We start from the raw sequence: 25,150 nt of genomic DNA, 5'->3' as shown, positions 1-25,150 counted from the left end.
CTCCGGTTAACGCTGGAAAGGATAAACCGAACCGAGATCCAACAACTGTGTCAACCGATCCAGCGCCTCTCGCCCCTCACGCAGCAGGTGCGGATCGGCCAAATCCGCCTGCGTCAGGCGATCGCGATAGTACCTGTCAACCCACGCATTCAGGCTGGCAAACAGCGTGTCGTTCATCATCACTGCCGGATTAACCGCCCGCTGCTCCGCCTCGTTGAGCACCACGCGCAAACGCAGGCACGCTGGCCCTCCACCGTTCGCCATACTTTCGCGCAGGTCAAAGACGTTCAGTTCACTGATGGGATTGTCCTCGGCCAGTAATTGATTGAGATAACGCCAGACGCCAGGATGCGCCTGCGACTCCTGCGGCAGCACCAGCACCATCCGCCCATCGTCATGGCTGAGTAACTGGCTATTAAACAGATACGTCGCCACCGCATCGGCCACCGACACCGCCTGCTGCGGTACTTCGATAGCCATAAATCCCGGTACTTTCTCTGCCAGTTCCGCCAGCAGACGCGGCTGGTCGGCAAAGGCGTGTTGATGGCAAAACAGTAACTGACGGTTCGATACGGCAATCACATCATTATGAAATACCCCTTGATCGATAACCGCCGGGTTTTGCTGGGCATAAACTACCCGCTGCGGGTGAACCTGGTTAAGTCGCGCGACGGCCTGGCTTGCCTGCAAAGTCTGGCGCGCCGGGTAGCGGGCTGGCGCAAGCGGGCTCTCCTCATCGCGGCCATAGACAAACAGCTGCACACCCGGTTCGCCATACTCACCGCCAAAGCGGTTATGGTTGGCGGCACCTTCATCACCGAACAACGCCACCTGCGGCAGCGCGCCATGAACGGCAAACGTTTCCCGATCGCGAAAAATAGCCCGCAGCAACGCTTCGGTGGTCGGTGCTTCCATCGCGCGGTGGAACTTGTTATTCAGGTTCGCCACCGTCAGGTGGACTTTGCCATCCATGGCATCTGCGGATGGGCAAACGGTAGCGGCATTGGCGACCCACATTGCCGATGCGGAACTGGCGGCAGAGAGCCATTGCGGCGCCTGGGCGGCGGCTTTTTCCACTACCTTTTCATCACTGCCGGTAAAACCAAGCTGGCGCAGCGCCGCCACATTCGGGCGTTCATGGGGCGGGATCACCGCCTGGGGAAAACCGGCATCCGCCAGCGCCTTCATTTTCAGCAAGCCCTGCTTCGCCGCAAGTTTTGGGTTGGATCGTTGAAAGCGGTGTTTCGTCGAGGCTTCGTTGCCAAAGGATAGCCCGGCGTAATGATGGGTCAGGCCGACCAGGCCATCAAAATTCACTTCACGGGCTTTCATGGCTGCTCCTCGCGGGAAAAATCAAGCCCCGGGCTCAAGGTTTGCGGCAGCGTTAATTCCGCCGTTTCGAGGCTTGCCATCGGCCAGGCACAATAATCCGCCGCGTACCACGCACTGGGGCGATGGTTACCGGACGCGCCAATCCCGCCAAACGGCGCGGTGCTGGCCGCACCGGTCAACGGTTTGTTCCAGTTGACAATTCCGGCGCGCGCTTCCAGCAGCAGTTGGTCGAACTTCTGCCTTTCCGGCGAAATCAAGCCGCACGCCAGCCCGTAACGGGTGTTATTCGCCAGCGCTATCGCCTCATCAAAATCGTCATAGCGCCAGACGCACAACAGCGGGCCAAACACCTCTTCATCCGGCACGTCGGCGACACCGGTCATGTCGATAATGCCCGGCGTCAGTAATGAGGTGCCTTCCTGAAGTAAGCGCGGAGCCAGCAGCGTGTTGCCGCCGCGTTTTTCATGGGCCTGCCACGCCTGATAAACATGCTGTGCAGCCTGGGCGGAGATCAAACCGCCAAGAAACGACGCAGGTTCTGCGTCCCACGCTTGCGGCACCAGACGTGCAGCGACCTCTACCAGCCGCGCCAAAAACGCATCGCCCGCCGCCGATCGTTTTACCAGCAGCCGTCGGGCACAGGTACAGCGCTGGCCTGCGGTAATAAATGCTGACTGAATAGCCAGATGCACGGCGGCATCGCTATCGTCGGGATCTTCCACTATCAGCGGGTTATTGCCGCCCATCTCCAGCGCGAGGATTTTCTCCGGTTGCCCGGCGAGCTGGCGATGCAGTTGATAACCGGTACTGGCGCTGCCAGTAAACAGCAACCCATCAATCCACGGTAGCGCACTCAGCGCCTGCCCGGTTTCGCGCCCGCCCTGCACCAGGTTGAGCACACCCGCCGGCAATCCTGCCTGTTCCCACAGTTTCACCACCACTTCGCCGCTCCACGGCGTCAGTTCGCTGGGTTTAAACAGCAGCGTATTGCCCGCCAGCAACGCCGGAATAATGTGTCCATTGGGTAAATGGCCGGGGAAGTTATACGGCCCGAAGACCGCCAGCACACCATGCGGGCGGTGGCGCAGAGTTGCCGCGCCGTCGGGCATATCGGTGTGCTGCTCACCGGTACGCGAGTGGTACGCCTTTACCGAAATCGCCGCTTTGTTGATCATCGCCATCACTTCAGTGGCGGCCTCCCAACGCGGTTTGCCGGTCTCGCGGGCAATAATCTCCGTCAGCGCCGCTTTGTTGCTCTCCAGCAACGCGGCAAATTTTTCGACGATCGCCTGACGGGCGCTAAAGGGCTGGCGCGCCCAGCGCGGAAATGCAGCACGCGCCGCCTGGTAGGCCTGCTCTACTTGCGCGTTATCGGCATCGAAACCGTGCCACAGTGCTTCATTACTGACCGGGTTGGTTTTGACCCGGCGTTCGCCCTGGCCGGTTATCCAGTCGCCGTTGATCCATAAACTCATTGTGATTTCTCCTCTGCGCAAAGGCGTACCAGCCGCACGGTATCGCCAGCCTGACATTTCAGGGCATCCAGTTCTGCCGCCGTTAACAGCAGACGTTCGGTCTGCGGATCGGCCTGTATTAGCATGGCGCGAAAATCGTGGTAACGCTCATTCGATACCATACAGGCTGGCCATTCGCCCGGCGCACGTTGCCCTTCGCCAGTCTCCACCAGCCGACTTTTGCGGATTGCCCGCACCCGGTCGATATCGCACTCCAGCGTTGGCCCGCCATCAAAGATGTCGACATAGTTGCGGTAGCGAAACCCCTCTTTTTCCAGTACCGCGCGCGCCGGGGCGGTTTGGGGATGCACTTCGCCAATCACCGCCTGGGCTTCCGGGGCGAGAAAATGGGTGTAGATCGGGTGCTTTGGCATTAACTCCGCAATAAAAGCTTTCTGTCCGGTGCCACACAAATAATCGGCCCGGCTGAATTCCATCGAGAAAAAGCGTTTGCCGAGACTTTCCCAGAACGGTGAGTAGCCATGCTCATCAATGACGCCGCGCATTTCAGCGACCACTTTTTCATTAAAGCGATCGCGAAACGCCGCCATAAAAAGAAAACGGGATTTCGACAATAAATAACCGTTACTCGCTTTGCGCCAGCCGGGATCGAGAAACAGCGTGCAGAGTTCACTGCTGCCGGTGTGATCATTACTGAGAAACAGCGTCGGCAAGGCGTTATAGACGTTCAGCTCTTTCGAGGCATGAACTTGCGTGCCGACACGGTAGTTGTACCAGGGATCGTTTAGCCCGACGGCGACCTCAATCGCGCAAATCCCCGCCACGTCGCCGCTGTCGGTATCTTCCAGGACAAACACATAACCCTGCTCGCCTTTCGGTAACTCCCCAAGCCAGGTGCGGCGCGCGCGCTCAATGCGGGCCGCCAGCGTGGTTTCGTCCGCCGGGAGCGAGGTCAGGCCGCCGCCGGTTTTCCCGGCAAGTTTCATCAGAGCCGCGAGATCGCTCGCGGCGACCGGACGGATAATCATCATGATGAGCTCTCCGCAAGGAATTTTTCACAGGCGCGGGCAACGCGTTCCAGCCCGGTACGGATCTCCTCTTCGCTGATATTCAGCGCCGGGGCAAAACGCAGCACATTGCCCCCGGCAATCAGCACCATCGCCCCTTCCGCTGCCGCCAGTTGTGAAATCTGTTTCGCTTTCCCGGCATATTCCGGCGTTAGCTGGCAGCCGATCAGCAGCCCTAAGCCACGGATTTCGCTAAACAATGGAAAACGCGCGTTTAACGCCGTCAATTGTTCGACAAACCACTGGTTACGCTGTTTTACCCCAGCCAGGGTTTGCGGCGTGTTGACGATATCCAGCAGCGCGCCCGCTACGGCGCCAGCCAGCGGGTTGCCGCCATACGTCGTGCCGTGCGTACCGGCATTCATCACCTTGCCAAACGGGTCTGTGGTCAGCATCGCGCCAATCGGGAAACCGCCACCCAGCGCTTTCGCGGTAGTTAATACATCCGGCGTCACGCCGTAGTGCATGTAGGCATACAGCTCGCCGGTGCGGCCAACGCCGGTTTGCACTTCATCAAAAATCAATAGCGCATTATGGCGGGTACAGAGTTCGCGCAGCCCCTGCAAAAACGCCTGGCTTGCTGGAACCACGCCGCCTTCGCCCTGCATCGGCTCGACAATCACCGCGCAAGTGTCGTCGTTGATTAACGCGCTGGCAGAAGCCAGATCGTTGTAAACCGCATGCTGGATCTGCGGCGGCAACGGCGCAAAATCCTGCGAATAAGCCGGTTGCCCACCAGCGCTGACGGTAAACAGCGTGCGGCCATGAAAGGCGTTTTTGAACGCCACAATGCCGCTTTTCTGCGCCCCGAACGTATCGTGGGCATATTTACGCGCCAGTTTTAACGCCGCTTCGTTGGCTTCTGCACCGGAGTTACAAAAGAAGACGCGGTCAGCAAAGGTGGCATCAATCAGCCGTTTCGCCAGTTTCAGCGCCGGTTCATTGGTGTAGCCATTGCCGGTATGCCAGAACTTCGCCGCCTGCTCACTGAGTGCTTTACACAGTGCAGGATGCGCGTGGCCCAGCGCGTTGACCGCAATCCCGCCAGCAAAATCGATATACTCTTTGCCCTGCTGATCCCACAGGCGTGAACCCTCACCGCGAACCGGAATAAAAGGCGCTGGCGCGTAAACCGGCAGCATCCATTGATCGAAATTTTCACGCGTAATTGACACAGACATAGCGACCTCTTCCGGTAAATAAATAGTTGAATAAATGTTAATTAATATGGCGTTTTCGCTGTTAATGTAGATTGCATGCTTCATGCCAGCTAGCGATAAAAATGCATAAATGGTTTGCGACAACGGAATTTCAACAACTTACAACCTGTCGCTATTCACTTAAAATGCATAAAAAGTGAATAATTTTATATCATGGCGGGATGAAAGGCGGGATTTCGCGAAAGTTTATGCATTTATAAAATATAATTCTGGAACTGTGATCGTCCGCGAAATTAATTTTACCGGAATGCCCCATTTTGGCGCGTTACGCCCTAAAAAGAGGCGCCTGGCCCGTTTTATGCGCAAAGTCGCGTGGGGAAGGAATAAGTGGCAGTGATTAAATGTAAACTCTGATAACATCCTCGCATCTTTCACACTATCAGTGGCTGCGACTATGAAATTTGTTTCGTTTAATATCAACGGCCTGCGCGCCAGGCCGCATCAGCTTGAAGCCCTTGTCGAACAGCACCAGCCGGATGTCATTGGCCTACAGGAAACCAAAGTCCATGACGATATGTTTCCGCTGGAGGATGTGGCGCGCCTGGGTTACAACGTTTTTTATCACGGGCAAAAAGGTCACTACGGCGTCGCATTATTGACGAAAGAGACGCCGATTCTGGTGCGTCGCGGTTTCCCGGATGATGGGGAAGAGGCGCAGCGTCGCATTATCATGGCGGAGATCCCTTCAGCCATCGGCACGATCACCGTGATCAACGGTTACTTTCCGCAGGGAGAAAGCCGCGACCACCCGGTGAAATTCCCGGCGAAAGCGAAGTTCTACCAGGATCTGCAACATTTCCTCGATAAGGAACTGAAAAAAGAGAACCCGGTGTTGATTATGGGCGATATGAATATCAGCCCAACGGATCTGGATATCGGTATCGGCGAAGAGAGCCGCAAGCGTTGGCTGCGTACCGGGAAATGCTCCTTCCTGCCGGAAGAGCGTGAATGGATGGAGCGCCTGAAAGGCTGGGGTCTGGTGGACACGTTCCGCGAAGCGAACCCGGAAACCCAGGATCGCTTCTCGTGGTTTGATTACCGCTCAAAAGGCTTTGATGACAACCGCGGGCTGCGCATCGACCTGCTGCTGGCGAGCAAGTCGCTGGCGGAACGCTGCATCGAAACCGGCATTGATTACGACATTCGCGCCATGGAAAAACCCTCTGACCACGCGCCGGTGTGGGCGAAATTCAAGATCTGATCCGGCTGGCGGCGTTTACGGTTTTACGCGCCGCCAGACCAGCGGATTGGTGGAAATAGTGCGTTCATCGCGCTGGCATTGCAGCAGCACGCCTTCCATTTTGATGACCGCACCTTCACTGTAATTTTGATTGCCATAGACGCAGCACTGCATGCAGGGTTGCGGGGTTTGCGTCTGCCCGCCGGAACTGAATACTTCCGGCGGCACATTCACTTCGATACCGGGCGAAGGATAGCGCTCAGCCAGCGCGTTGCCAGAAGCTGCCAGCCATAACGCAGCGGCCATCCACGTGAATCGGGTCATAATTTATCCTTTCTGATTGACTCCACTTATTACTATAACGGATCTATTTTCCGGGACTTTAATTTCCGCCGTCATCCTTTTTTCTTATGACGTTAAACAGGTTCTTAATTTGTCTGATGACGGGGAATTTTCCCTTGCAGCGTGCTGCATTACGAATGCTATAGTCGGCGAGCGCCCGTTTTTTGCGCACTGCAAACACAAAAATTCACCAACACAATAAGAGACACTTATATCTATGGATCAGACTCACTCTCTTGCTTCATTTCTCAATTATGTTCAACAACGCGACCCGCACCAGCCGGAGTTCTCCCAGGCCGTTCGCGAAGTGATGACCACCCTCTGGCCGTTTCTTGAAAATAACCCCCGCTACCGCCAGCTTTCTCTGCTTGAACGCCTGGTCGAGCCGGAACGCGTGATTCAATTCCGCGTGGCGTGGGTGGATGACCGCAATCAGGTGCAAGTTAACCGCGCCTGGCGCGTGCAGTTCAGCTCCGCCATCGGCCCCTATAAAGGCGGCATGCGTTTTCACCCGTCGGTGAATCTGTCGATCCTGAAATTCCTCGGCTTTGAACAAACCTTTAAAAATGCGCTAACTACCCTACCAATGGGCGGCGGTAAAGGCGGCAGCGATTTCGATCCGAAAGGCAAAAGCGATGGCGAAGTGATGCGTTTCTGCCAGTCGTTAATCACTGAACTGTATCGTCATCTCGGCGCAGACACTGACGTACCGGCCGGGGATATCGGCGTTGGCGCGCGGGAAGTGGGCTTTATGGCCGGGATGATGAAAAAGCTCTCCAATAACACCGCCTGCGTGTTTACCGGCAAGGGGTTATCGTTTGGCGGCAGCCTGATCCGCCCGGAAGCCACCGGCTATGGCCTGGTCTATTTCACTGAAGCGATGCTTAAACGCCACGGCCTGAGTTTTGAAGGGATGCGCGTCGCGGTTTCCGGCTCGGGGAATGTGGCGCAATACGCGATTGAAAAAGCGATGGCCTTTGGCGCGCGCGTGATTACCGCCTCGGATTCTGCCGGAACCGTCATTGATGAAGCCGGATTTACCCCGGAAAAACTCGCCCGCCTGTGTGAAATCAAAGCCAGCCGCGATGGCCGTCTTGCGGATTACGCCCGCGAATTTGGCCTGATGTATCTCGAAGGCAAGCAGCCGTGGGCAGTGCCGGTCGATATCGCCCTGCCGTGCGCCACGCAAAATGAACTGGACATTGATGCTGCACGACAGCTTATCGCCAATGGCGTAAAAGCGGTCGCTGAAGGGGCAAATATGCCGACCACCATTGATGCAACAGAACTGTTCCTTGAGGCGGGCGTGCTCTTCGCGCCGGGTAAAGCGGCCAATGCGGGTGGGGTGGCGACATCGGGGCTTGAGATGGCGCAGAATGCCGCGCGGATGGGCTGGAAAGCGGAAAAAGTCGATGCGCGGCTGCATCACATCATGCTGGATATTCACCAGGCATGCGTCGAGTATGGCGGCGAAGGCAAGCAGACACATTATGTGCGCGGTGCCAATATCGCGGGCTTTGTGAAAGTGGCCGACGCGATGATGGCGCAAGGGGTGATTTAACCTCGCCCCGTTGCCGGGTGGCGACAAAAATGGCGTATCCGGCCTACGAGGTTGCTGCCTGTTCTGATGGCGGGCGTTTTTTACCCCGCCCTTTGGCGAAGGTTTTCTTCTTCTCACCAGCCGGTGCCACCAGGCCGCGGAACTGGCGTACCGGCGTGTTACGCGCCTGGTGGATCAATTCATGCAGCGTGCCAACCAGCGGCTGCATAAAGTCCTGATAGCGACACTCCTTTTCGCTGATTTGCGTCAGTACCGATTCCCAGTGCGCGGTCATATCCGGTCGCGCCGCCATTTCCGGCAACGAATGAATTAACGCTCTGCCGGGTTCCGTTGAGTGGATATAACGCCCCTTCTTGACCAGAAAACCGCGCTTAAACAGCAGTTCGATAATCCCGGCGCGGGTCGCTTCTGTGCCCAGCCCGTCGGTCGCGCGGAGGATCTTTTTCAGATCTTTATCCTGCACAAAACGCGCAATCCCGGTCATCGCCGAGAGCAGCGTCGCGTCGGTAAAATGGCGCGGCGGCTGGGTCTGGCGCGCCACCACTTCCCCTTTCTCACACAATAGCTCGTCATCTTTTGCCACCACCGGCAGCGGCGTACCGTCGTTATCTTCGTCGCGCTCTTTGGCACCCAACAACGTGCGCCAGCCCGCTTCCGCCAGGAAACGCGCTTTGGCAACAAACTTGCCGTTGGCGATATCGAGGTCTATCTGGCATTTGCGGAACACCGCATCCTGGCAGAACTGCATCAGATATTGCCGCGCAATCAGGTTATACACTTTGGCTTCGTTATCGCTGAGGCTGATTTTCGAGGCGCGCGCGGTAGGAATAATGGCGTGGTGCGCATCGACCTTTTTATCATCCCAGCAGCGGTTGCGCGTATCGGGGTTGACGGCTGGCTGCGGCAGTAAATCCGGCATGTGTGCGCCAATGGCGTTCATCACCGCATGGCGACCAGCGAAATGCTCCTCCGGAAGATAGCGGCAATCCGAACGCGGATAAGTAATCAGCTTGTGGGTTTCATACAGCTTCTGGCAGATATCCAGCACGTTCTGCGCGCTGAGGCCAAAGCGCTTTGCCGCCTCAATTTGCAATGCCGAAAGGGAAAACGGCAGCGGAGCCAGTTCTGATTCCCGTTTATCGTTATAGGCGGTGACAATGGCGGGCTGGCCGCTGATGCGGTTAACCACATGTTCCGCCAGCGGTCGGTGCAGCAAGCGCCCTTCTTCATCCTGATACGGCTCGCAGGCGTCGCTCGGCTGCCACAGGGCGGTGAAACGCTCTCCAGCAGGCGTCACGATATGCGCTTTAACTTCAAAGAAATCTTTCGAGACGAAGTTTTCGATCTCTTCGTCGCGGCGCACCACCAGCCCGAGTACCGGGGTCTGCACGCGACCAACCGAAAGCACGCCCTGATAACCGGCATTACGCCCGAGCAGCGTATAGGCGCGGGTCATATTAATGCCGTAGAGCCAGTCGGCGCGGGCGCGGGCCAGCGCTGAGACACACAGTGGAATAAATTCACTGTTGGCGCGCAGGCGCTCAATGGCACGTTCCACCGCCTGCGGGTTGAGGTCGTTTATCAGACAGCGCTGCACCTGCTGACGCTTTTCGGCGGGCAGTTGCAGGTAATCGATCACTTCATCGACCAGTAACTGCCCTTCGCGATCCGGATCACCGGCATGCACCACCTGCTCCGCATCGGCGAGCAGGCGCTTGATAACGTTGATCTGTTTGAGCACCGAGGCGCGCGGTTGCAATTGCCATTTTTCCGGCACGATGGGTAAATCGGCCAGGTTCCAGCGTGCATAGCGGCTGTCATAGACATCCGGCTGCGCCTGCTCCAGCAAATGACCGATACACCAGGTCACCACCTGGCCATTACCGCACTCAATATAGCCGTCGCCTTTGCGATGCGGTTTTGGCAACACATCGGCAATAGCGCGCGCCAGACTGGGCTTTTCGGCAATAAATAACCGCATCGAATTAACGGATCTCAATCATCGGACGACCGCCGCGGGCGGTGACCAGTTCACCAATCGCGCTAAGCGTGATGTCGTATTCCGCCGCCGTGGCTTTTACTTGCGCTTCAGCCTCCGGCGTTACCGCCAGCAGCAGGCCACCAGAAGTTTGCGGATCGCACAACAGATTGCGCACCGCATCCGGCATTTCGCCCATCAGATGACCGTAGCTGGCAAAGTTGCGCTGCGTGCCACCCGGCACAGCGCCCTGGGCAATATAGGCTTCCACGCCCGGCAGTTTCGGCACCTCCTGATACCAGACTTGCGCCTGCACGCCTGCGCCCTGGCACATTTCGCTCAGATGGCCGAGCAGACCAAAGCCGGTGACATCGGTCATCGCTTTTACGCCTTCGATATTAGCGAAAGCGGCGCCAGCAATGTTCATACGGCACATCACTTCCGTTGCCAGACCGACATGTTCCGGCTTGAGCAGGGATTTTTTCTCAGCGGTGGTTAACACGCCAATCCCCAGCGGCTTGGTGAGGAACAGTTTGCAGCCCGCCTGCGCAGTGCTGTTTTTCTTCACCCGTTCGGTTGGCACCACGCCCGTCACCGCCAGGCCGAAGATCGGTTCAGGCGCATCGATCGAGTGACCGCCCGCCAGCGCAATCCCCGCTTGTTGGCAGGCAAAACGCCCGCCGTCGATCACTTCACGGGCAATTTCCGGCGCGAGTTTGTCGAGCGGCCAGCCAAGAATGGCAATCGCCATAATCGGTTTACCGCCCATGGCGAACACGTCGCTAATGGCGTTGGTTGCCGCAATGCGACCAAAATCGAAGGGGTTATCGACAATCGGCATGAAAAAATCGGTGGTGCTGATAATACAGGTGCCGTTACCGAGATCGTAAACGGCGGCGTCATCACGCGTTTCGTTACCGACAAGCAGGTTCGGGTCGAGAAACTTCGCCTGCTCGCTGTGCAGAATGGTATCGAGCACTTTGGGTGAAATTTTACAACCGCAACCAGCTCCGTGGCTGTATTGCGTTAAACGAATAGTTTGCTCGCTCATGGACATCTCCTGTCATTGCAATCCGGCTATGGTAGCGCCCAAAGCGCAAGGTGGTAAGTCTGACACGCTTAATTCGCGTGCTGTTGCTCATTAAGCGAGCGAATAAGCCATAACTGGCGGCTATCTTTGCAACATTTCATCTGCGTTCGGATTATTTGCGAGCCACCGCAACGTAATGTGAATCGCTTTATGACAGAAATATGACAGCAGCCAGTTATGGCTACGGAAGTAACATCATTTTAAGGGAACACTCATGAAAAAAAGCTTTATCACAATTTGTCTTGCCAGTTTGCTTTCTGCCAACGCCTTTGCCCTTGTCCCTGCCGGGAATGACGCCACCACCAAACCCGATCTCTACTACCTGAAAAACGCCCAGGCGATTGATAGCCTGGCGCTGCTGCCGCCCCCGCCGGAAGTGGGCAGCATCGCGTTTTTAAACGACCAGGCAATGTATGAACAAGGCCGCCTGCTGCGCAGCACCGAGCGCGGTAAGCTGGCTGCGGAAGATGCTAACCTCGGCAGCGGCGGCGTGGCGAATGCGTTCTCTGGCGCGTTTGGATCGCCGATTACGCAGAAAGATGCACCGCAACTGCATAAGCTTCTGACCAATATGATTGAGGATGCGGGCGATCTGGCCACGCGCGGCGCAAAACAGAAGTACATGCGTATTCGTCCTTTTGCCTTTTACGGTGTGCCAACCTGCAATACTAAAGATCAGAATGAGCTGTCAAAAAATGGCTCTTACCCGTCAGGACACACGTCTATCGGCTGGGCGACCGCGCTGGTGCTGGCGGAAGTGAATCCGCAGCGTCAGGATCAGATCCTCAAGCGCGGTTACGATCTCGGTCAAAGCCGGGTGATCTGTGGCTATCACTGGCAGAGCGACGTGGATGCCGCGCGCATTGTCGGTTCGGCGGTTGTGGCTACGCTGCACACCAGTCCGGCGTTCCAGCAGCAGTTGCAGAAAGCCAAAGAAGAGTTCGCTGCGAAGAATAAATAAGAGGTCGTCATCGATTGTCGGATGGCGGCTTCGTCTTATCCGACCTACGTGATTGTAGGCCGGATAAACGCAGTGCCATCCGGCATTTAAAAACGCGTTACAAACGGGGCGATATCCGGCACGGTAACGGTGGTTGATGCTTTTAACTGCGGTGTGCCGAGGTAGAGGAAACCGACAATCTGATCCTGTTCGCGGCAGTTGAATGCACTACGCACTTCAGGGCGGTCGGTCAACGGACCGGTACGCCAGATCCCATTAAACCCCTGCGCCAGCGCCGCCATTTGCATCGCCATCACCGCACAGCCAGCAGAAAGCAGTTGTTCCCACTGCGGCACTTTATGATGTTCCTGACATTTTGCCACCACGGTGATAATCAACGGTGCACGAAACGGCGAGGTGCGCGCTTTTTCAATGCCCTTCTCATCCTGGCCTGCGGCAACGGCGGCATGTTCCAGCACCTGACTAAAACGCTCGCGCCCTTCGCCTTCGATGACGAAAAAATGCCACGGCTGAAGCGTACCGTGATCGGGCGCGCGCATACCGGCATGAAGAATGTTATCCAGTTGTTCTCCTGCCGGAGCCGGTTCTACCAGGCGGGAAGCACTGCGGCGGTTGACGAGAAGTTCAAGTGCGTCCATTAGTTAACCTCCTGTATTGAAATTTGTTCATAAAATTAACACGGGCGTAGAAATTGTTACAGCGCCGGAGCCGATTCCTGCTGACAAGAGACAGCGGGGTAATTAGGATAACCACACTTTGCCGCTCGGGCAGCGGTGGGCGTTAACTACCAGGGAGAATACATGCGAACCCTTTGGCGAATTATTGCCGGTTTTTTTAAGTGGTGCTGGCGATTGCTGAACTTTACCCGCAATTTGGTGATGAATATTGTTTTCATCTTGCTGGTGCTGGTTGCAGTCGGTGTCTGGATGCAGCTCAGCGACAGTAAAGCTGAGCACAATAGTCGTGGCGCATTGCTGCTGGATATCTCCGGCGTGGTCGTCGATAAAACCTCCACCAGCGGTCGTTTGGGCGTGCTGGGTCGCCAGTTGTTTGGTGCCAGTTCCGATCGTTTGCAGGAAAATTCACTGTTCGACATCGTCGAAACTATTCGCCAGGCGCAGAGCGATCGCAATATCACCGGTATTGTGATGGATCTGAAAAACTTCGCCGGGGCCGATCAGCCCTCGATGCAGTACATCGGTAAAGCACTGCGCGCGTTCCGCGACAGTGGCAAACCGGTGTATGCGGTGGGCGATAACTACAGCCAGGGCCAGTATTACCTTGCCAGCTTCGCCAATAAAATCTGGCTCTCGCCGCAGGGCGTGGTCGATCTGCACGGCTTTGCCACCAACGGTCTGTACTACAAAACGCTGCTCGACAAACTGAAAGTCACCACCCACGTGTTCCGCGTCGGGACTTACAAATCCGCCGTCGAGCCGTTTATCCGTGATGATATGTCCCCCGCCGCGCGCGAGGCGGACAGCCGCTGGATAGGCGAGCTGTGGCAAAACTATCTCAATACCGTGGCGGCTAACCGCCAAATCACCGCGCAACAAGTGTTCCCCGGCGCACAAGCGATGCTCGACGGTCTGCGTAAAGTCGATGGCGATACCGCGAAATATGCGCTCGATAACAAACTGGTGGATGAACTAGGCTCCGCCGCCGATGCGGAAAAAGCGATGGTGAAACAGTTTGGCTGGAGCAATGAAGATAAAAACTTCCGCGCCATCAGCTTCTACGATTACCCGACCAAAACCCCGGCCGATGTCGGCGGAACCGTCGCGGTGATTTTCGCTAACGGCGCGATTATGGACGGCGAAGAAACCCCAGGAAATGTCGGCGGCGATACCACTGCCGCACAAATCCGCGATGCGCGCCTGGATGACAAAGTGAAAGCCATTGTGCTGCGCGTCAACAGCCCTGGCGGTAGCGTCAGCGCGTCGGAAATCATCCGTTCAGAACTGGCCGCAGCCAGAGCCGCTGGCAAACCGGTGGTGGTATCGATGGGCGGCATGGCGGCATCTGGCGGTTACTGGATCTCCACCCCGGCGAATTACATCGTTGCTAACCCCAGCACGTTGACCGGTTCCATCGGCATTTTCGGCGTGATCAATACGCTGGAAAACAGCCTTGATAGCATCGGTGTGCATACGGACGGTGTGGCCACCTCGCCGCTGGCCGATGTCAGCATGACCAAAGCCCTGCCGGATGAAGTGCAGCAAATGATGCAACTGAGCATTGAGAACGGCTATAAGCGCTTTATCACGCTGGTGGCGCAGTCGCGTCACAGCACGCCGGAGCAGGTTGATAAAATCGCGCAGGGCCATGTCTGGACCGGACAGGATGCGAAAACCAACGGTCTGGTCGATGCGCTGGGTGATTTCGACGATGCAGTAACAAAAGCCGCTGAACTGGCAAAACTGAAACAGTGGCATATCGATTACTACGAAGAGGAACCCACCTTCTTTGAGCGCGTGATGGACAGCATGACCGGTTCGGTACGCGCGATGCTACCGCAAGCATTGCAGGCTTATTTGCCTGCCCCGCTTGCCAGCGCGGCACAGGAAGTGAAAGCCGAAACGGACAAACTGGCGGTGTTTAACGATCCACAAAATCGCTATGCGCTGTGCCTGAACTGCGCCACTATCCGCTAACATCATCATTACGTATCCCCTCCGCCGGAGGGGATTTTTTCGAGTCAGCCAGAACACAACGCCATGCAAAAGAAATCCATTTACGTCGCCTATACCGGCGGTACTATCGGTATGCAGCGCTCAGAACACGGTTATGTGCCGGTTTCCGGTCACCTGCAACGCCAGTTGGCGCTGATGCCTGAGTTTCATCGCCAGGAAATGCCGGACTTCACTATTCATGAATATGCGCCATTGATGGACTCGTCCGATATGACGCCGGAAGACTGGCAGCACATCGCCGATGATGTCAAAGCGCATTACAACGACTATGACGGTTTTGTCATTCTGCATGGTACCGACACCATGGCCTACACCGCGTCAGCGCTGTCATTTATGCTCGAAAATCTTGGCAAACCAGTGATTGTCACGGGCTCGCAAATCCCGCTTGCCGAGCTGCGTTCAGACGGGCAAATCAACCTGCTTAACGCGTTATATGTCGCGGCGAACTTCCCGATCAACGAAGTCACGCTGTTTTTCAATAATCGCCTCTATCGCGGTAACCGCACCACCAAAGCCCACGCCGACGGTTTTGATGCTTTTGCTTCGCCAAACCTTGCGCCGTTACTCGAAGCGGGTATTCATATTCGCCGCCTCGGTACGCCGCCTGCGCCGCATACCGTTGGCGAGCTGATTGTGCACCCGATTACGCCGCAGCCGATTGGCGTGGTTACTATCTATCCGGGTATTTCCGCCGACGTGGTGCGTAATTTCCTGCGCCAGCCGGTAAAAGCGTTGATTTTGCGCTCGTACGGTGTCGGTAACGCGCCGCAAAACGGTGAGTTCCTGAAAGAGCTTCAGGAAGCCAGCGCGCGCGGTATCGTGGTGGTTAACCTGACGCAATGTATGTCCGGCAAAGTGAATATGGGCGGTTACGCCACCGGTAACGCCCTCGCTCATGCGGGTGTGATTGGCGGCGCGGATATGACGGTGGAAGCGACGCTGACTAAACTTCATTATCTGTTAAGCCAGAATCTTGATGCGAACGCCATCCGCACCGCGATGACGCAAAATCTGCGCGGCGAACTGACGCCGGACGAATAAGGATCCTCCCGATGAAACAACGTGCTCTGCTGTTAGTCGATCTGCAAAATGACTTTTGTGCGGGCGGCGCGCTGGCCGTCGCCGAAGGCGATAGCACCGTGGATGTCGCCAATACATTGATTTCATGGTGTAAAACGCGCGGCGAAGCGGTGCTGGCAAGCCAGGACTGGCACCCGGCGAATCATGGCAGCTTTGCCAGCCAGCACGGTGTCGAACCGTTTGTTGTGGGGGAGCTGGACGGCTTAGCGCAAACCTTCTGGCCGGATCACTGCGTACAGAACAGCGAAGGTGCTGCGCTGCATCCGCTGCTGAACAGCCAGGCAATCGATGTGGTTTTTCACAAAGGTGAAAACCCACGGATTGACAGCTACAGCGCGTTCTTTGATAACGGACACCGGCAGGAAACGGCGCTGCATGGCTGGTTGCAACATCATGGTATCGAAGAACTCATTGTGATGGGGCTCGCCACCGATTACTGCGTGAAGTTTACGGTGCTGGACGCCTTACAGTTGGGTTATCAGGTAAATGTGATTACCGATGGCTGCCGCGGTGTGAACCTGCATGCGCAGGATAGCGCAAACGCGTTTATGGAGATGTCCGCAGCGGGCGCGACGCTGTACACGCTGGCGGACTGGCAGGAAACACAGGCGTAGTATTTGCCTGATGGCGGCTTCGCCTTATCAGGCAAGCCGTCAGAATTTATTTAAAGGTCGCAATCGGTTTTGGCGTGATACCAAAATCCTCTTTAAGCTGCTGCTTGCTCTTCATCACCATCTGCCCGTTGGTATCGATGGTCATATGCTCTGCCTGCACGTTATTACGCGCCTGCCATAACATCACCAGTTGCAGACTGTTCTCTTTTTGTTCCGGCGTCAGCGCCACACCATCTGGCCATTTTCCCAGTTCCACAGCCGTGGCCAGGCGCTGGTAGATTTCCGGCGTCATGCTGTTAACAATTTGTTCGAGATTCATGTTACTCAACTCCGTGGAATAATTGCTGAATCGATTTTTCAACCACGTGTCTGGTCGCCGTTTTCATCATCGGTGAAGCTTAACGAGGCCGAATTGACGCAATAACGTTCACCGGTTGGCTGCGGGCCATCGGGGAAAACATGCCCCAGGTGCGCATCACACTTGCCACAGCGGATTTCAATGCGCTGCATGCCGTGTGAATAGTCGTTGATATAGCGGATTGCGTCTTCGCTGACGGGTTCAAAAAAGCTCGGCCAGCCGCAGCCGGAATCGTACTTGGTCTGGGAGTTAAACAGCGCGGCATCGCACACCAGGCAGTGGTAAACGCCATCACGCTTGTTATGCAGTAGACGCCCGGTGAACGGCGGTTCTGTGCCGTGATTCTGGGTCACGTAAAACTGCATTTCGGTCAGATCTTTATTCAGGTCGTCTTGAGAGGAATTATTCGCCATTTGCTTACGTCTCGCGGTAAAAATTCGACAACTTATCCGTCTGATTCTAACAAAACATTAACACCCAGGGGGCGACTTTTGTTCTAAACTTAGCAGTTGCGGTAAAGCAGCCAGGGAATTGTGATGGCTCTCACATTTTTATCCTTACCGACCTTTAAAATTCCGGGCGGCGCCCCGATATGGGGAAGATGCTCAAAAGGAAAGTGGGACTAATCAGTTGAACAAAGGATATGCTGGGATTGATTTGTCGCAATGATTGACACGATTCCGCTTGACGCTGCGTAAGGTTTTTGTAATTTTACAGCCAACCTTTTATTCACTAACAAATAGCTGGTGGAATATATGACTATCAAAGTAGGTATCAACGGTTTTGGCCGTATCGGTCGCATTGTTTTCCGTGCTGCTCAGGAACGTTCTGACATCGAAATCGTTGGTATCAACGATCTGTTGGACGCTGAATACATGGCGTACATGCTGAAGTATGACTCCACTCACGGCCGTTTCAACGGTACCGTAGAAGTGAAAGACGGCCACCTGGTTGTTAACGGCAAAACCATCCGTGTTACTGCTGAGAAAGACCCGGCTAACCTGAAATGGAACGAAATCGGTGTTGACGTTGTTGCTGAAGCTACCGGTATCTTCCTGACCGACGAAACTGCTCGTAAGCACATCACTGCTGGCGCGAAAAAAGTAGTTCTGACTGGTCCGTCCAAAGACAATACCCCGATGTTCGTGCGTGGCGCTAACTTCGACAAATATGCTGGCCAGGACATCGTTTCTAACGCTTCCTGCACCACCAACTGCCTGGCTCCGCTGGCTAAAGTTATCAACGACAACTTCGGCATCATCGAAGGTCTGATGACCACTGTTCACGCCACTACCGCAACTCAGAAAACCGTTGATGGCCCGTCTCACAAAGACTGGCGCGGCGGCCGCGGCGCATCCCAGAACATCATCCCGTCCTCTACCGGTGCTGCTAAAGCGGTAGGTAAAGTACTGCCGGAACTGAACGGCAAACTGACCGGTATGGCGTTCCGCGTTCCGACTCCGAACGTGTCTGTTGTTGACCTGACTGTACGTCTGGAAAAAGCAGCGTCCTACGAAGAAATCAAGAAAGCCATCAAAGCCGCTTCTGAAGGCCCGATGAAAGGCGTTCTGGGTTACACCGAAGACGACGTTGTTTCTACCGATTTCAACGGTGAAGTTTGCACTTCCGTGTTCGATGCTAAAGCCGGTATCGCACTGAACGACAACTTCGTGAAACTGGTTTCCTGGTACGACAACGAAACGGGTTACTCCAACAAAGTTCTGGACCTGATCGCTCACATCTCCAAATAAGTTGAGATGAGAACAAGATCTGAAAGAGCGACTTCGGTCGCTCTTTTTTTGTTTTGAAGACAGAGGATTGCGTTAATGATTAATAAAATTTTTGCACTTCCGGTAGTCGAACAAATTACCCCGACACTCTCCCGCCGCAAAATGGACGAACTTGATGTATTGGTTATCGACCATCCGCAGGTGAAAGCGTCATTCGCTTACCAGGGCGCGCATCTGCTCTCCTGGAAACCGCAGGGTGAAGACGAGGTTCTGTGGCTAAGTGGCAACACGCCGTTTAAAAACGGTGTGGCACTGCGCGGCGGCGTGCCGGTGTGCTGGCCGTGGTTTGGCCCGGCCAAACAGCAAGGTCTGCCTGCGCACGGTTTTGCGCGTAACCTGCCGTGGGTATTGAAAGCGCACAACGAAGACGCTAATGGCGTCGTGCTGACGTTCGAACTGCAAAGCAGCGATGCGTCCCGCCAGTACTGGCCGCATGATTTCACCGTTTATGCGCGTTATAAGCTGGGTGCGACCTGTGAAATGGAGCTGGAAGCCCACGGCGAGTTTGAAACCACCTCCGCGCTGCACACCTATTTCAACGTTGGCGATATTGCGGCGGTGAAAGTGAGCGGCCTCGGCGATCGCTTTATCGATAAAGTGAATGACGCGAAAGAGGATGTGCTGGCTGATGGCGTACAGACCTTCCCGGATCGCACCGACCGCGTCTACCTGAACGCCGAAGCGTGCAGCCTGATCCACGATGGGAAACTGAGCCGCACCATCGAAGTGATCCACAGCCATAACGCCAACGTTGTAGCGTGGAACCCTGGCCCGGCCCTTTCCGTCAGCATGGCCGACATGCCAGATGACGGCTACAAAACCTTCGTCTGTGTGGAATCAGTCAATGCGACCGTGCCGCAGAAAGCCAGCGAAGAGAAACCATCCCGCCTGGGGCAAACCATTCGCGTCGTTAAACGCTGATTGTCCTGCCTGCCCTCTCCCGCCGGGAGAGGGTTTTAACAGCGCATTACTGCATATCAAGTGGCGTTTTACGGTTCGGTGCCGGGAAAGCTTTATCCAGCCACACCAGATCATCATGGGTTAGCGAAATCTTCAGTGCCGCCGCATTCTCCTCGACATGCTTCACGCTTGACGCTTTCGGAATGGCGATCACGCCCTGATGGCTAATCACCCACGCCAGTAAGATTTGCGCCGCACTGGCGCCGTGGGCCTGCGCGATATCCTGCACCACGCTACTTTCCAGCAAACCATCGCGTAAGCGGCCTGCCTGCGCCAGCGGGCAGTAGGCCATCACCGGCATGGCGTGCTGCTGGCACCACGGCAGCAAATCGTACTCAATCCCGCGTGAAGCAAGGTGGTACAGCACCTGATCGGTGGCGCAGGCTTCGCCGCCGCTCACCTGCATCAGTTCCTGCATATCGCTGTAATCAAGGTTCGAAACGCCCCAGCGGCGGATTTTGCCCTGCTGGATCAGCGTTTCCATCACCTCGACGGTTTCAGCCAGAGAGTAATTACCGCGCCAGTGCAACAGGTAAAGATCGAGTACCTCGGTTTTCAGGCGACGCAAGCTGGCTTCGCATGCGGCAATGGCTTTCTGTCCACCCGCATTCCACGGGTAAACTTTGGAGACCAGGAAGACTTTATCGCGATATCCGCCCCGCAACGCCTCGCCGACCACCTCTTCCGCTCCGCCATCGGCGTACATTTCGGCGGTATCGATAAGCGTCAATCCAAGATCGATGCCCGCGCGTAGTGCATCCGCTTCTTTTGAGCGTAACTGCGCATTTTCGCCCATATACCAGGTACCCTGACCAATAGCGGGCTGAGCGACCTGACCTGCAAAGATAACCTGTTTATCTGCCATTTCCTCCTCCTCGGCTACATGCACCACCGTAAAGCAAAACAGGGCCATCGGCCCTGTTTTATTACACAGATTGCACTGTTCAGGTGCCCAATCAGAAGCGGTAAGTGACCCCTGTCGAGAACAAACCTGCCCAGGATTTATCAACCATCGGGCTATCTTTCACTTCATCAGACAGGTGCGTGTAACGGCCAGTGCCGTAAACGCTCCAGTTATCCGACAAACGATAGCTGACGCTCAACTCCAGATACGGGTTCCAGCTGCTGTCCGGATCGTAGCTGGCAAGGCCGCTACGGCGAGATTCAGAACGGGAGACACCATAATAGTATTCGTTCTGGTTATCACTGCTCCACTCAACACCAATGCCCGGCGTGACGCTCAGCCCGCCGTTGATGTAGTTGTACAGCCAGGCGATATCCCACATCACACCGTTGCTGTTATCCAGCACGTCACCCGCAAGGGTAGTACGCAGGAAACCATACTGCGCAGTATTATGGATATAGCTCAGCCCCGCCATCGCCGTGGCTTTACGGCGATCCAGCCGACGCAATTGGCTGTCATCACTGTCTTTGGGTCTGAACTGCCACGGTGAGTAAAACGCCGTTATCGATAATTTATCCGCCGCGTCATTCCACAAGTAGTAACCACCACCCAGGCCGCGAAACCAGAAATCATCGCCTTCATAGGTCACCACCGGGATTGGCAGAACGCGCGTGTCGTACTCTTTATAGGGAGTTTCTGCGACACCCACGCCCGCGCCGAGAGAAAAGGTATTTTCTGCATTGGCCGCAAAGGCGGACGTCGCAGCCAGCACGCCCAGTGCCAGGAGTTTGAATTTGGTCACAATCCTTTTTTTCCTGTAGTCAAATAATTGGCGCAAGAAGTTTAACCGTCCTGCGCATCCTACCCAATTTTTTTTACCTTTACATTACAAAATTAAATCCTTCACTGTGCATTCGTTTAATGACACGCGGCTTACAGTTATATGACTAACAGAAGAGAGTGCGGCCAAAGGCTTATCTCTAAACCAGGAATTTTTGGATGAGTTATTGATATGTCATTGAAATTGGTTTTTGGCTGGATGCAAGTTTTGCAAAGCCATCTACGCTTAATTTAAGAAGATGATTTAACTGATCCGCGCGAAGCCATTGGCATGCGACCTGGCACAAGTGTTGCTCTGTGACTTTTAGCGCCCTTCAGTGAACGCTTCCGGGAGCCTCCACTACTCATATGAACGGCTCTTAACCTGTCTGTGCTAAAAACGAAAGGACGGCATGCCATGAATATATTCGATCACTATCGCCAGCGCTATGAAGCTGCCAAGGACGAAGAGTTCACACTGCAGGAGTTTCTTGCTATCTGTAAGCAAGATCGCAGTGCCTATGCTAACGCGGCAGAAAGGCTATTGATGGCCATTGGTGAGCCAGTGATGGTTGACACTGCCCAGGAGCCACGGCTTTCCCGTCTCTTTTCGAACCGGGTTATCGGACGCTACCCGGCGTTTGAAGAATTCTATGGTATGGAAGAAGCCATCGAGCAGATCGTCTCTTACCTCAAACACGCCGCCCAGGGGCTTGAAGAGAAGAAACAGATCCTCTACCTGCTCGGCCCGGTTGGCGGCGGTAAATCCTCCCTCGCAGAACGGCTGAAATCATTAATGCAGCGGGTGCCCATTTATGTGCTGAGCGCCAATGGCGAACGCAGCCCGGTCAACGACCACCCGTTGTGCCTGTTCAACCCGCAGGAAGACGCGCAGATCCTCGAAAAGGAATATAACGTTCCGCGCCGCTACCTCGGTACCATAATGTCGCCATGGGCGGCGAAACGGCTGCACGAATTCGGCGGCGATATCAGTAAATTCCGCGTCGTCAAAGTCTGGCCGTCCATCCTCGAACAGATCGCCATCGCCAAAACAGAACCGGGCGATGAAAACAACCAGGATATTTCGGCGCTGGTGGGGAAAGTGGATATCCGCAAACTGGAAAACCACGCGCAAAACGATCCCGATGCTTACGGTTACTCCGGCGCACTGTGCCGTGCCAACCAAGGGGTAATGGAATTCGTCGAAATGTTTAAAGCGCCTATTAAGGTGCTGCACCCGCTGCTGACCGCCACGCAGGAGGGGAACTACAACGGCACAGAAGGTATTTCCGCCCTACCGTTTAACGGCATCATCCTTGCTCACTCAAACGAATCAGAATGGGTACAGTTCCGTAATAACAAAAACAACGAGGCCTTCCTCGACCGTGTCTATATCGTCAAGGTGCCGTATTGCCTGCGTATTTCGGAAGAGATGAAAATTTACGAGAAACTGCTCAATCACTCAGAGCTTTCTCACGCCCCATGCGCTCCCGGCACGCTGGAAACGCTGGCACGCTTCTCCATTCTGTCGCGCCTTAAAGAGCCGGAAAACTCCAGCATTTATTCGAAAATGCGTGTTTATGACGGTGAAAGCCTGAAAGATACCGACCCGAAAGCGAAGTCCTATCAGGAGTATCGCGATTACGCCGGTGTCGACGAAGGGATGAACGGGCTGTCAACGCGTTTCGCCTTTAAGATCCTCTCGCGGGTATTTAACTTCGACCACGCCGAAGTGGCCGCCAACCCGGTGCATCTCTTCTATGTACTGGAACAGCAAATCGAGCGTGAACAGTTCCCGCAAGAGATAGCAGAACGCTACCTTGAGTTCCTCAAAGGTTACCTGATCCCGAAATACGCCGAGTTTATCGGCAAAGAGATCCAGACGGCGTACCTTGAATCCTATTCCGAATATGGGCAGAACATCTTTGATCGTTATGTCACCTATGCGGATTTCTGGATCCAGGATCAGGAGTACCGCGACCCGGATACCGGCCAGTTGTTTGACCGTGAATCCCTGAATGCGGAACTGGAAAAAATCGAGAAACCGGCCGGGATCAGTAACCCGAAAGATTTCCGTAATGAAATCGTCAACTTCGTCTTGCGCGCCCGCGCCAACAACAACGGTCGCAACCCGAACTGGACCAGCTACGAAAAACTGCGCACGGTTATCGAGAAGAAAATGTTCTCCAACACCGAAGAGTTACTGCCAGTCATTTCGTTTAACGCCAAAACCTCTACCGACGAGCAGAAAAAGCATGACGACTTTGTGGATCGTATGATGGAGAAAGGCTACACCCGTAAGCAGGTTCGCCTGCTGTGCGAATGGTATTTGCGTGTACGTAAATCCTCATAACAACACCCCGGCCGCGCCGCGTGCGCGGCCTGTTGCAAAGTTGGCATACGCAGCGGGAGGGAACTATGACCTGGTTCATTGACCGGCGTCTGAACGGCAAAAATAAAAGCACGGTTAACCGCCAGCGTTTTTTACGCCGTTACAAAGCGCAAATTAAGCAGTCGATTTCCGAGGCGATCAATAAACGATCGGTCACAGACGTAGAGAACGGCGAGTCCGTCTCTATCCCGTCGGAAGATATCAGCGAACCGATGTTTCATCAGGGGCGCGGCGGTTTACGCCATCGCGTACATCCGGGGAACGACCATTTTGTGCAAAACGACCGTATCGAGCGCCCGCAGGGCGGCGGTGGCGGTGGTGGCAGCGGTCAGGGCGAAGCCAGCCCGGACGGCGAAGGCCAGGATGAGTTCGTGTTCCAGATCTCCAAAGATGAATATCTCGATCTTCTGTTTGAAGATTTAGCCCTGCCCAACCTGAAGAAAAATCAGCAACGGCAGATGAATGAATACAAAACTCACCGCGCAGGCTATACCGCCAACGGTGTACCGGCGAACATCAGCGTCGTGCGTTCGTTGCAGAACTCCCTCGCCCGCCGCACGGCAATGACCGCAGGTAAACGCCGTGAACTGCGTGAGCTGGAAAGTAGCCTGGAGACCGTCGCCAAAAGCGAGCCTGCTCAGCTACTGGAAGAGGAGCGTTTGCGTAAAGAGATAGCCGAACTGCGCGCAAAAATCGATCGCGTGCCGTTTATCGACACCTTTGACTTACGTTACAAAAACTACGAGAAACGCCCGGAACCCTCCAGCCAGGCAGTGATGTTCTGCCTGATGGACGTCTCCGGCTCAATGGATCAGGCCACCAAAGATATGGCCAAGCGTTTTTACATCCTGCTCTATCTGTTCCTGAGCCGGACCTATAAAAACGTCGAAGTGGTCTATATCCGCCATCACACTCAGGCGAAAGAAGTGGATGAGCATGAGTTCTTCTACTCCCAGGAAACCGGCGGCACGATCGTCTCCAGCGCCCTGAAACTGATGGATGAAGTGGTGAAAGAGCGTTATGACCCGGCGCAGTGGAACATCTACGCCGCGCAGGCGTCAGACGGCGATAACTGGGCGGACGACTCGCCGCTGTGTCACGAACTCCTGGCGAAGAAAATCCTGCCAGTGGTGCGTTATTACAGCTATATCGAGATAACCCGCCGGGCGCACCAGACTTTGTGGCGCGAGTATGAGCATCTGCAAACGATGTTTGATAATTTCGCCATCCAGCATATTCGCGATCAGGAAGATATCTACCCGGTGTTCCGCGAACTGTTTCATAAACAAAACGCGACCAGCGGATCGTAATAAAAAATCAGCCAGTGACCTTTG

22 protein-coding genes are annotated in these 25,150 nt (G+C 55.2%); 10 read left to right on the top strand and 12 right to left on the bottom strand.

The window, feature by feature from the left end; translation table 11 throughout:
* Nucleotides 1-6: 6 nt before the first annotated feature.
* From astB to Q5705_00720, 4 genes are read right to left on the bottom strand one after another with little or no spacing between them, the layout of a single operon-like run.
* The gene (astB, locus tag Q5705_00735) at nt 7-1,332 is read right to left on the bottom strand and encodes an N-succinylarginine dihydrolase (protein WLI77126.1); all 1,326 of its coding nucleotides are present in this window, start codon (nt 1,330-1,332) and stop codon (nt 7-9) included.
* Complete coding sequence (gene astD, locus Q5705_00730; protein WLI77125.1) at nt 1,329-2,807, bottom strand: succinylglutamate-semialdehyde dehydrogenase; 1,479 nt, start codon at nt 2,805-2,807, stop codon at nt 1,329-1,331. Before astD ends, astB begins: the two co-directional genes overlap by 4 nt.
* Nucleotides 2,804-3,838: an arginine N-succinyltransferase gene (astA, locus tag Q5705_00725; protein WLI77124.1), complete on the bottom strand. Its 1,035-nt coding sequence runs from the start codon at nt 3,836-3,838 to the stop codon at nt 2,804-2,806. Before astA ends, astD begins: the two co-directional genes overlap by 4 nt.
* On the bottom strand, nt 3,835-5,055 hold the full coding sequence (locus tag Q5705_00720) for an aspartate aminotransferase family protein (GenBank protein ID WLI77123.1): 1,221 nt from the start codon (nt 5,053-5,055) through the stop codon (nt 3,835-3,837). Before Q5705_00720 ends, astA begins: the two co-directional genes overlap by 4 nt.
* A gap of 433 nt (nt 5,056-5,488) precedes the next feature.
* Between Q5705_00720 and xthA the strand changes: the two genes are divergently transcribed.
* Complete coding sequence (gene xthA / locus Q5705_00715; GenBank protein WLI77122.1) at nt 5,489-6,295, top strand: exodeoxyribonuclease III; 807 nt, start codon at nt 5,489-5,491, stop codon at nt 6,293-6,295.
* A gap of 15 nt (nt 6,296-6,310) precedes the next feature.
* Here the strand turns inward: xthA and Q5705_00710 are convergent, their stop codons facing one another.
* Nucleotides 6,311-6,580: a YnjH family protein gene (locus tag Q5705_00710; GenBank protein WLI79083.1), complete on the bottom strand. Its 270-nt coding sequence runs from the start codon at nt 6,578-6,580 to the stop codon at nt 6,311-6,313.
* Between the two features lie 253 nt (nt 6,581-6,833).
* Here Q5705_00710 and gdhA point away from each other — a divergent pair, with 253 nt between their 5' ends.
* Nucleotides 6,834-8,177 (top strand): NADP-specific glutamate dehydrogenase, encoded by a 1,344-nt coding sequence (gene gdhA / locus Q5705_00705; protein WLI77121.1) that lies wholly within the window; start codon nt 6,834-6,836, stop codon nt 8,175-8,177.
* A gap of 43 nt (nt 8,178-8,220) precedes the next feature.
* Here gdhA and Q5705_00700 read toward each other — a convergent pair whose 3' ends face one another.
* Nucleotides 8,221-10,158: a DNA topoisomerase III gene (locus Q5705_00700; protein WLI77120.1), complete on the bottom strand. Its 1,938-nt coding sequence runs from the start codon at nt 10,156-10,158 to the stop codon at nt 8,221-8,223.
* A 4-nt stretch (nt 10,159-10,162) separates the two neighbouring features.
* The gene (gene selD, locus Q5705_00695; GenBank protein WLI77119.1) at nt 10,163-11,206 is read right to left on the bottom strand and encodes a selenide, water dikinase SelD; all 1,044 of its coding nucleotides are present in this window, start codon (nt 11,204-11,206) and stop codon (nt 10,163-10,165) included.
* 253 nt (nt 11,207-11,459) lie between these two features.
* Here selD and Q5705_00690 point away from each other — a divergent pair, with 253 nt between their 5' ends.
* On the top strand, nt 11,460-12,206 hold the full coding sequence (locus tag Q5705_00690) for a phosphatase PAP2 family protein (GenBank protein WLI77118.1): 747 nt from the start codon (nt 11,460-11,462) through the stop codon (nt 12,204-12,206).
* Nucleotides 12,207-12,292: 86 nt separating this feature from the next.
* Here the strand turns inward: Q5705_00690 and Q5705_00685 are convergent, their stop codons facing one another.
* On the bottom strand, nt 12,293-12,844 hold the full coding sequence (locus Q5705_00685; GenBank protein ID WLI77117.1) for an NAD(P)H nitroreductase: 552 nt from the start codon (nt 12,842-12,844) through the stop codon (nt 12,293-12,295).
* 162 nt (nt 12,845-13,006) lie between these two features.
* Here Q5705_00685 and sppA point away from each other — a divergent pair, with 162 nt between their 5' ends.
* The 3 genes from sppA (at nt 13,007) to pncA (ending at nt 16,593) form a co-directional block, all read left to right on the top strand.
* A complete protein-coding gene (gene sppA / locus Q5705_00680; protein WLI77116.1) occupies nt 13,007-14,860 on the top strand; it encodes a signal peptide peptidase SppA in 1,854 nt (617 codons plus the stop codon).
* 63 nt (nt 14,861-14,923) lie between these two features.
* Nucleotides 14,924-15,940, top strand: coding sequence for an asparaginase (ansA, locus tag Q5705_00675; GenBank protein ID WLI77115.1), 1,017 nt, complete (start codon nt 14,924-14,926; stop codon nt 15,938-15,940).
* Nucleotides 15,941-15,951: 11 nt separating this feature from the next.
* Nucleotides 15,952-16,593 carry a bifunctional nicotinamidase/pyrazinamidase gene (gene pncA, locus Q5705_00670; protein ID WLI77114.1) on the top strand — a complete coding sequence of 214 codons (642 nt, stop codon included), beginning with the start codon at nt 15,952-15,954 and terminating at the stop codon, nt 16,591-16,593.
* A gap of 46 nt (nt 16,594-16,639) precedes the next feature.
* On the opposite strand, the gene Q5705_00665 is transcribed toward pncA, so the two are convergent.
* Together Q5705_00665 and msrB are read right to left on the bottom strand one after the other, a co-directional pair.
* Nucleotides 16,640-16,912: a YeaC family protein gene (locus tag Q5705_00665; protein ID WLI77113.1), complete on the bottom strand. Its 273-nt coding sequence runs from the start codon at nt 16,910-16,912 to the stop codon at nt 16,640-16,642.
* A 38-nt stretch (nt 16,913-16,950) separates the two neighbouring features.
* Nucleotides 16,951-17,364, bottom strand: a complete 414-nt coding sequence (msrB, locus tag Q5705_00660; GenBank protein WLI77112.1) for a peptide-methionine (R)-S-oxide reductase MsrB — start codon at nt 17,362-17,364, stop codon at nt 16,951-16,953.
* A gap of 342 nt (nt 17,365-17,706) precedes the next feature.
* On the opposite strand from msrB, the gene gapA reads away from it, so the two are divergent.
* Nucleotides 17,707-18,702, top strand: coding sequence for a glyceraldehyde-3-phosphate dehydrogenase (gene gapA, locus Q5705_00655; protein WLI77111.1), 996 nt, complete (start codon nt 17,707-17,709; stop codon nt 18,700-18,702).
* 75 nt (nt 18,703-18,777) lie between these two features.
* Nucleotides 18,778-19,662: a D-hexose-6-phosphate mutarotase gene (locus tag Q5705_00650; GenBank protein ID WLI77110.1), complete on the top strand. Its 885-nt coding sequence runs from the start codon at nt 18,778-18,780 to the stop codon at nt 19,660-19,662.
* Nucleotides 19,663-19,708: 46 nt separating this feature from the next.
* On the opposite strand, the gene Q5705_00645 is transcribed toward Q5705_00650, so the two are convergent.
* Both Q5705_00645 and Q5705_00640 read right to left on the bottom strand, forming a co-directional pair.
* The gene (locus Q5705_00645; protein WLI77109.1) at nt 19,709-20,566 is read right to left on the bottom strand and encodes an aldo/keto reductase; all 858 of its coding nucleotides are present in this window, start codon (nt 20,564-20,566) and stop codon (nt 19,709-19,711) included.
* A gap of 91 nt (nt 20,567-20,657) precedes the next feature.
* Complete coding sequence (locus Q5705_00640) at nt 20,658-21,407, bottom strand: MipA/OmpV family protein (GenBank protein ID WLI77108.1); 750 nt, start codon at nt 21,405-21,407, stop codon at nt 20,658-20,660.
* A gap of 435 nt (nt 21,408-21,842) precedes the next feature.
* Between Q5705_00640 and yeaG the strand changes: the two genes are divergently transcribed.
* Nucleotides 21,843-23,777, top strand: coding sequence for a protein kinase YeaG (yeaG, locus tag Q5705_00635; GenBank protein ID WLI77107.1), 1,935 nt, complete (start codon nt 21,843-21,845; stop codon nt 23,775-23,777).
* Nucleotides 23,778-23,842: 65 nt separating this feature from the next.
* On the top strand, nt 23,843-25,126 hold the full coding sequence (locus tag Q5705_00630; GenBank protein ID WLI77106.1) for a YeaH/YhbH family protein: 1,284 nt from the start codon (nt 23,843-23,845) through the stop codon (nt 25,124-25,126).
* The last annotated feature ends 24 nt before the right edge of the window (nt 25,127-25,150 follow it).

This window comes from Kosakonia sp. H02, from assembly GCA_030704225.1.
Lineage (GTDB): Bacteria > Pseudomonadota > Gammaproteobacteria > Enterobacterales > Enterobacteriaceae > Kosakonia.
The sequence above is the reverse complement of the archived record's forward strand: the minus strand, read 5'-3'. Positions and strand labels throughout refer to the sequence as shown.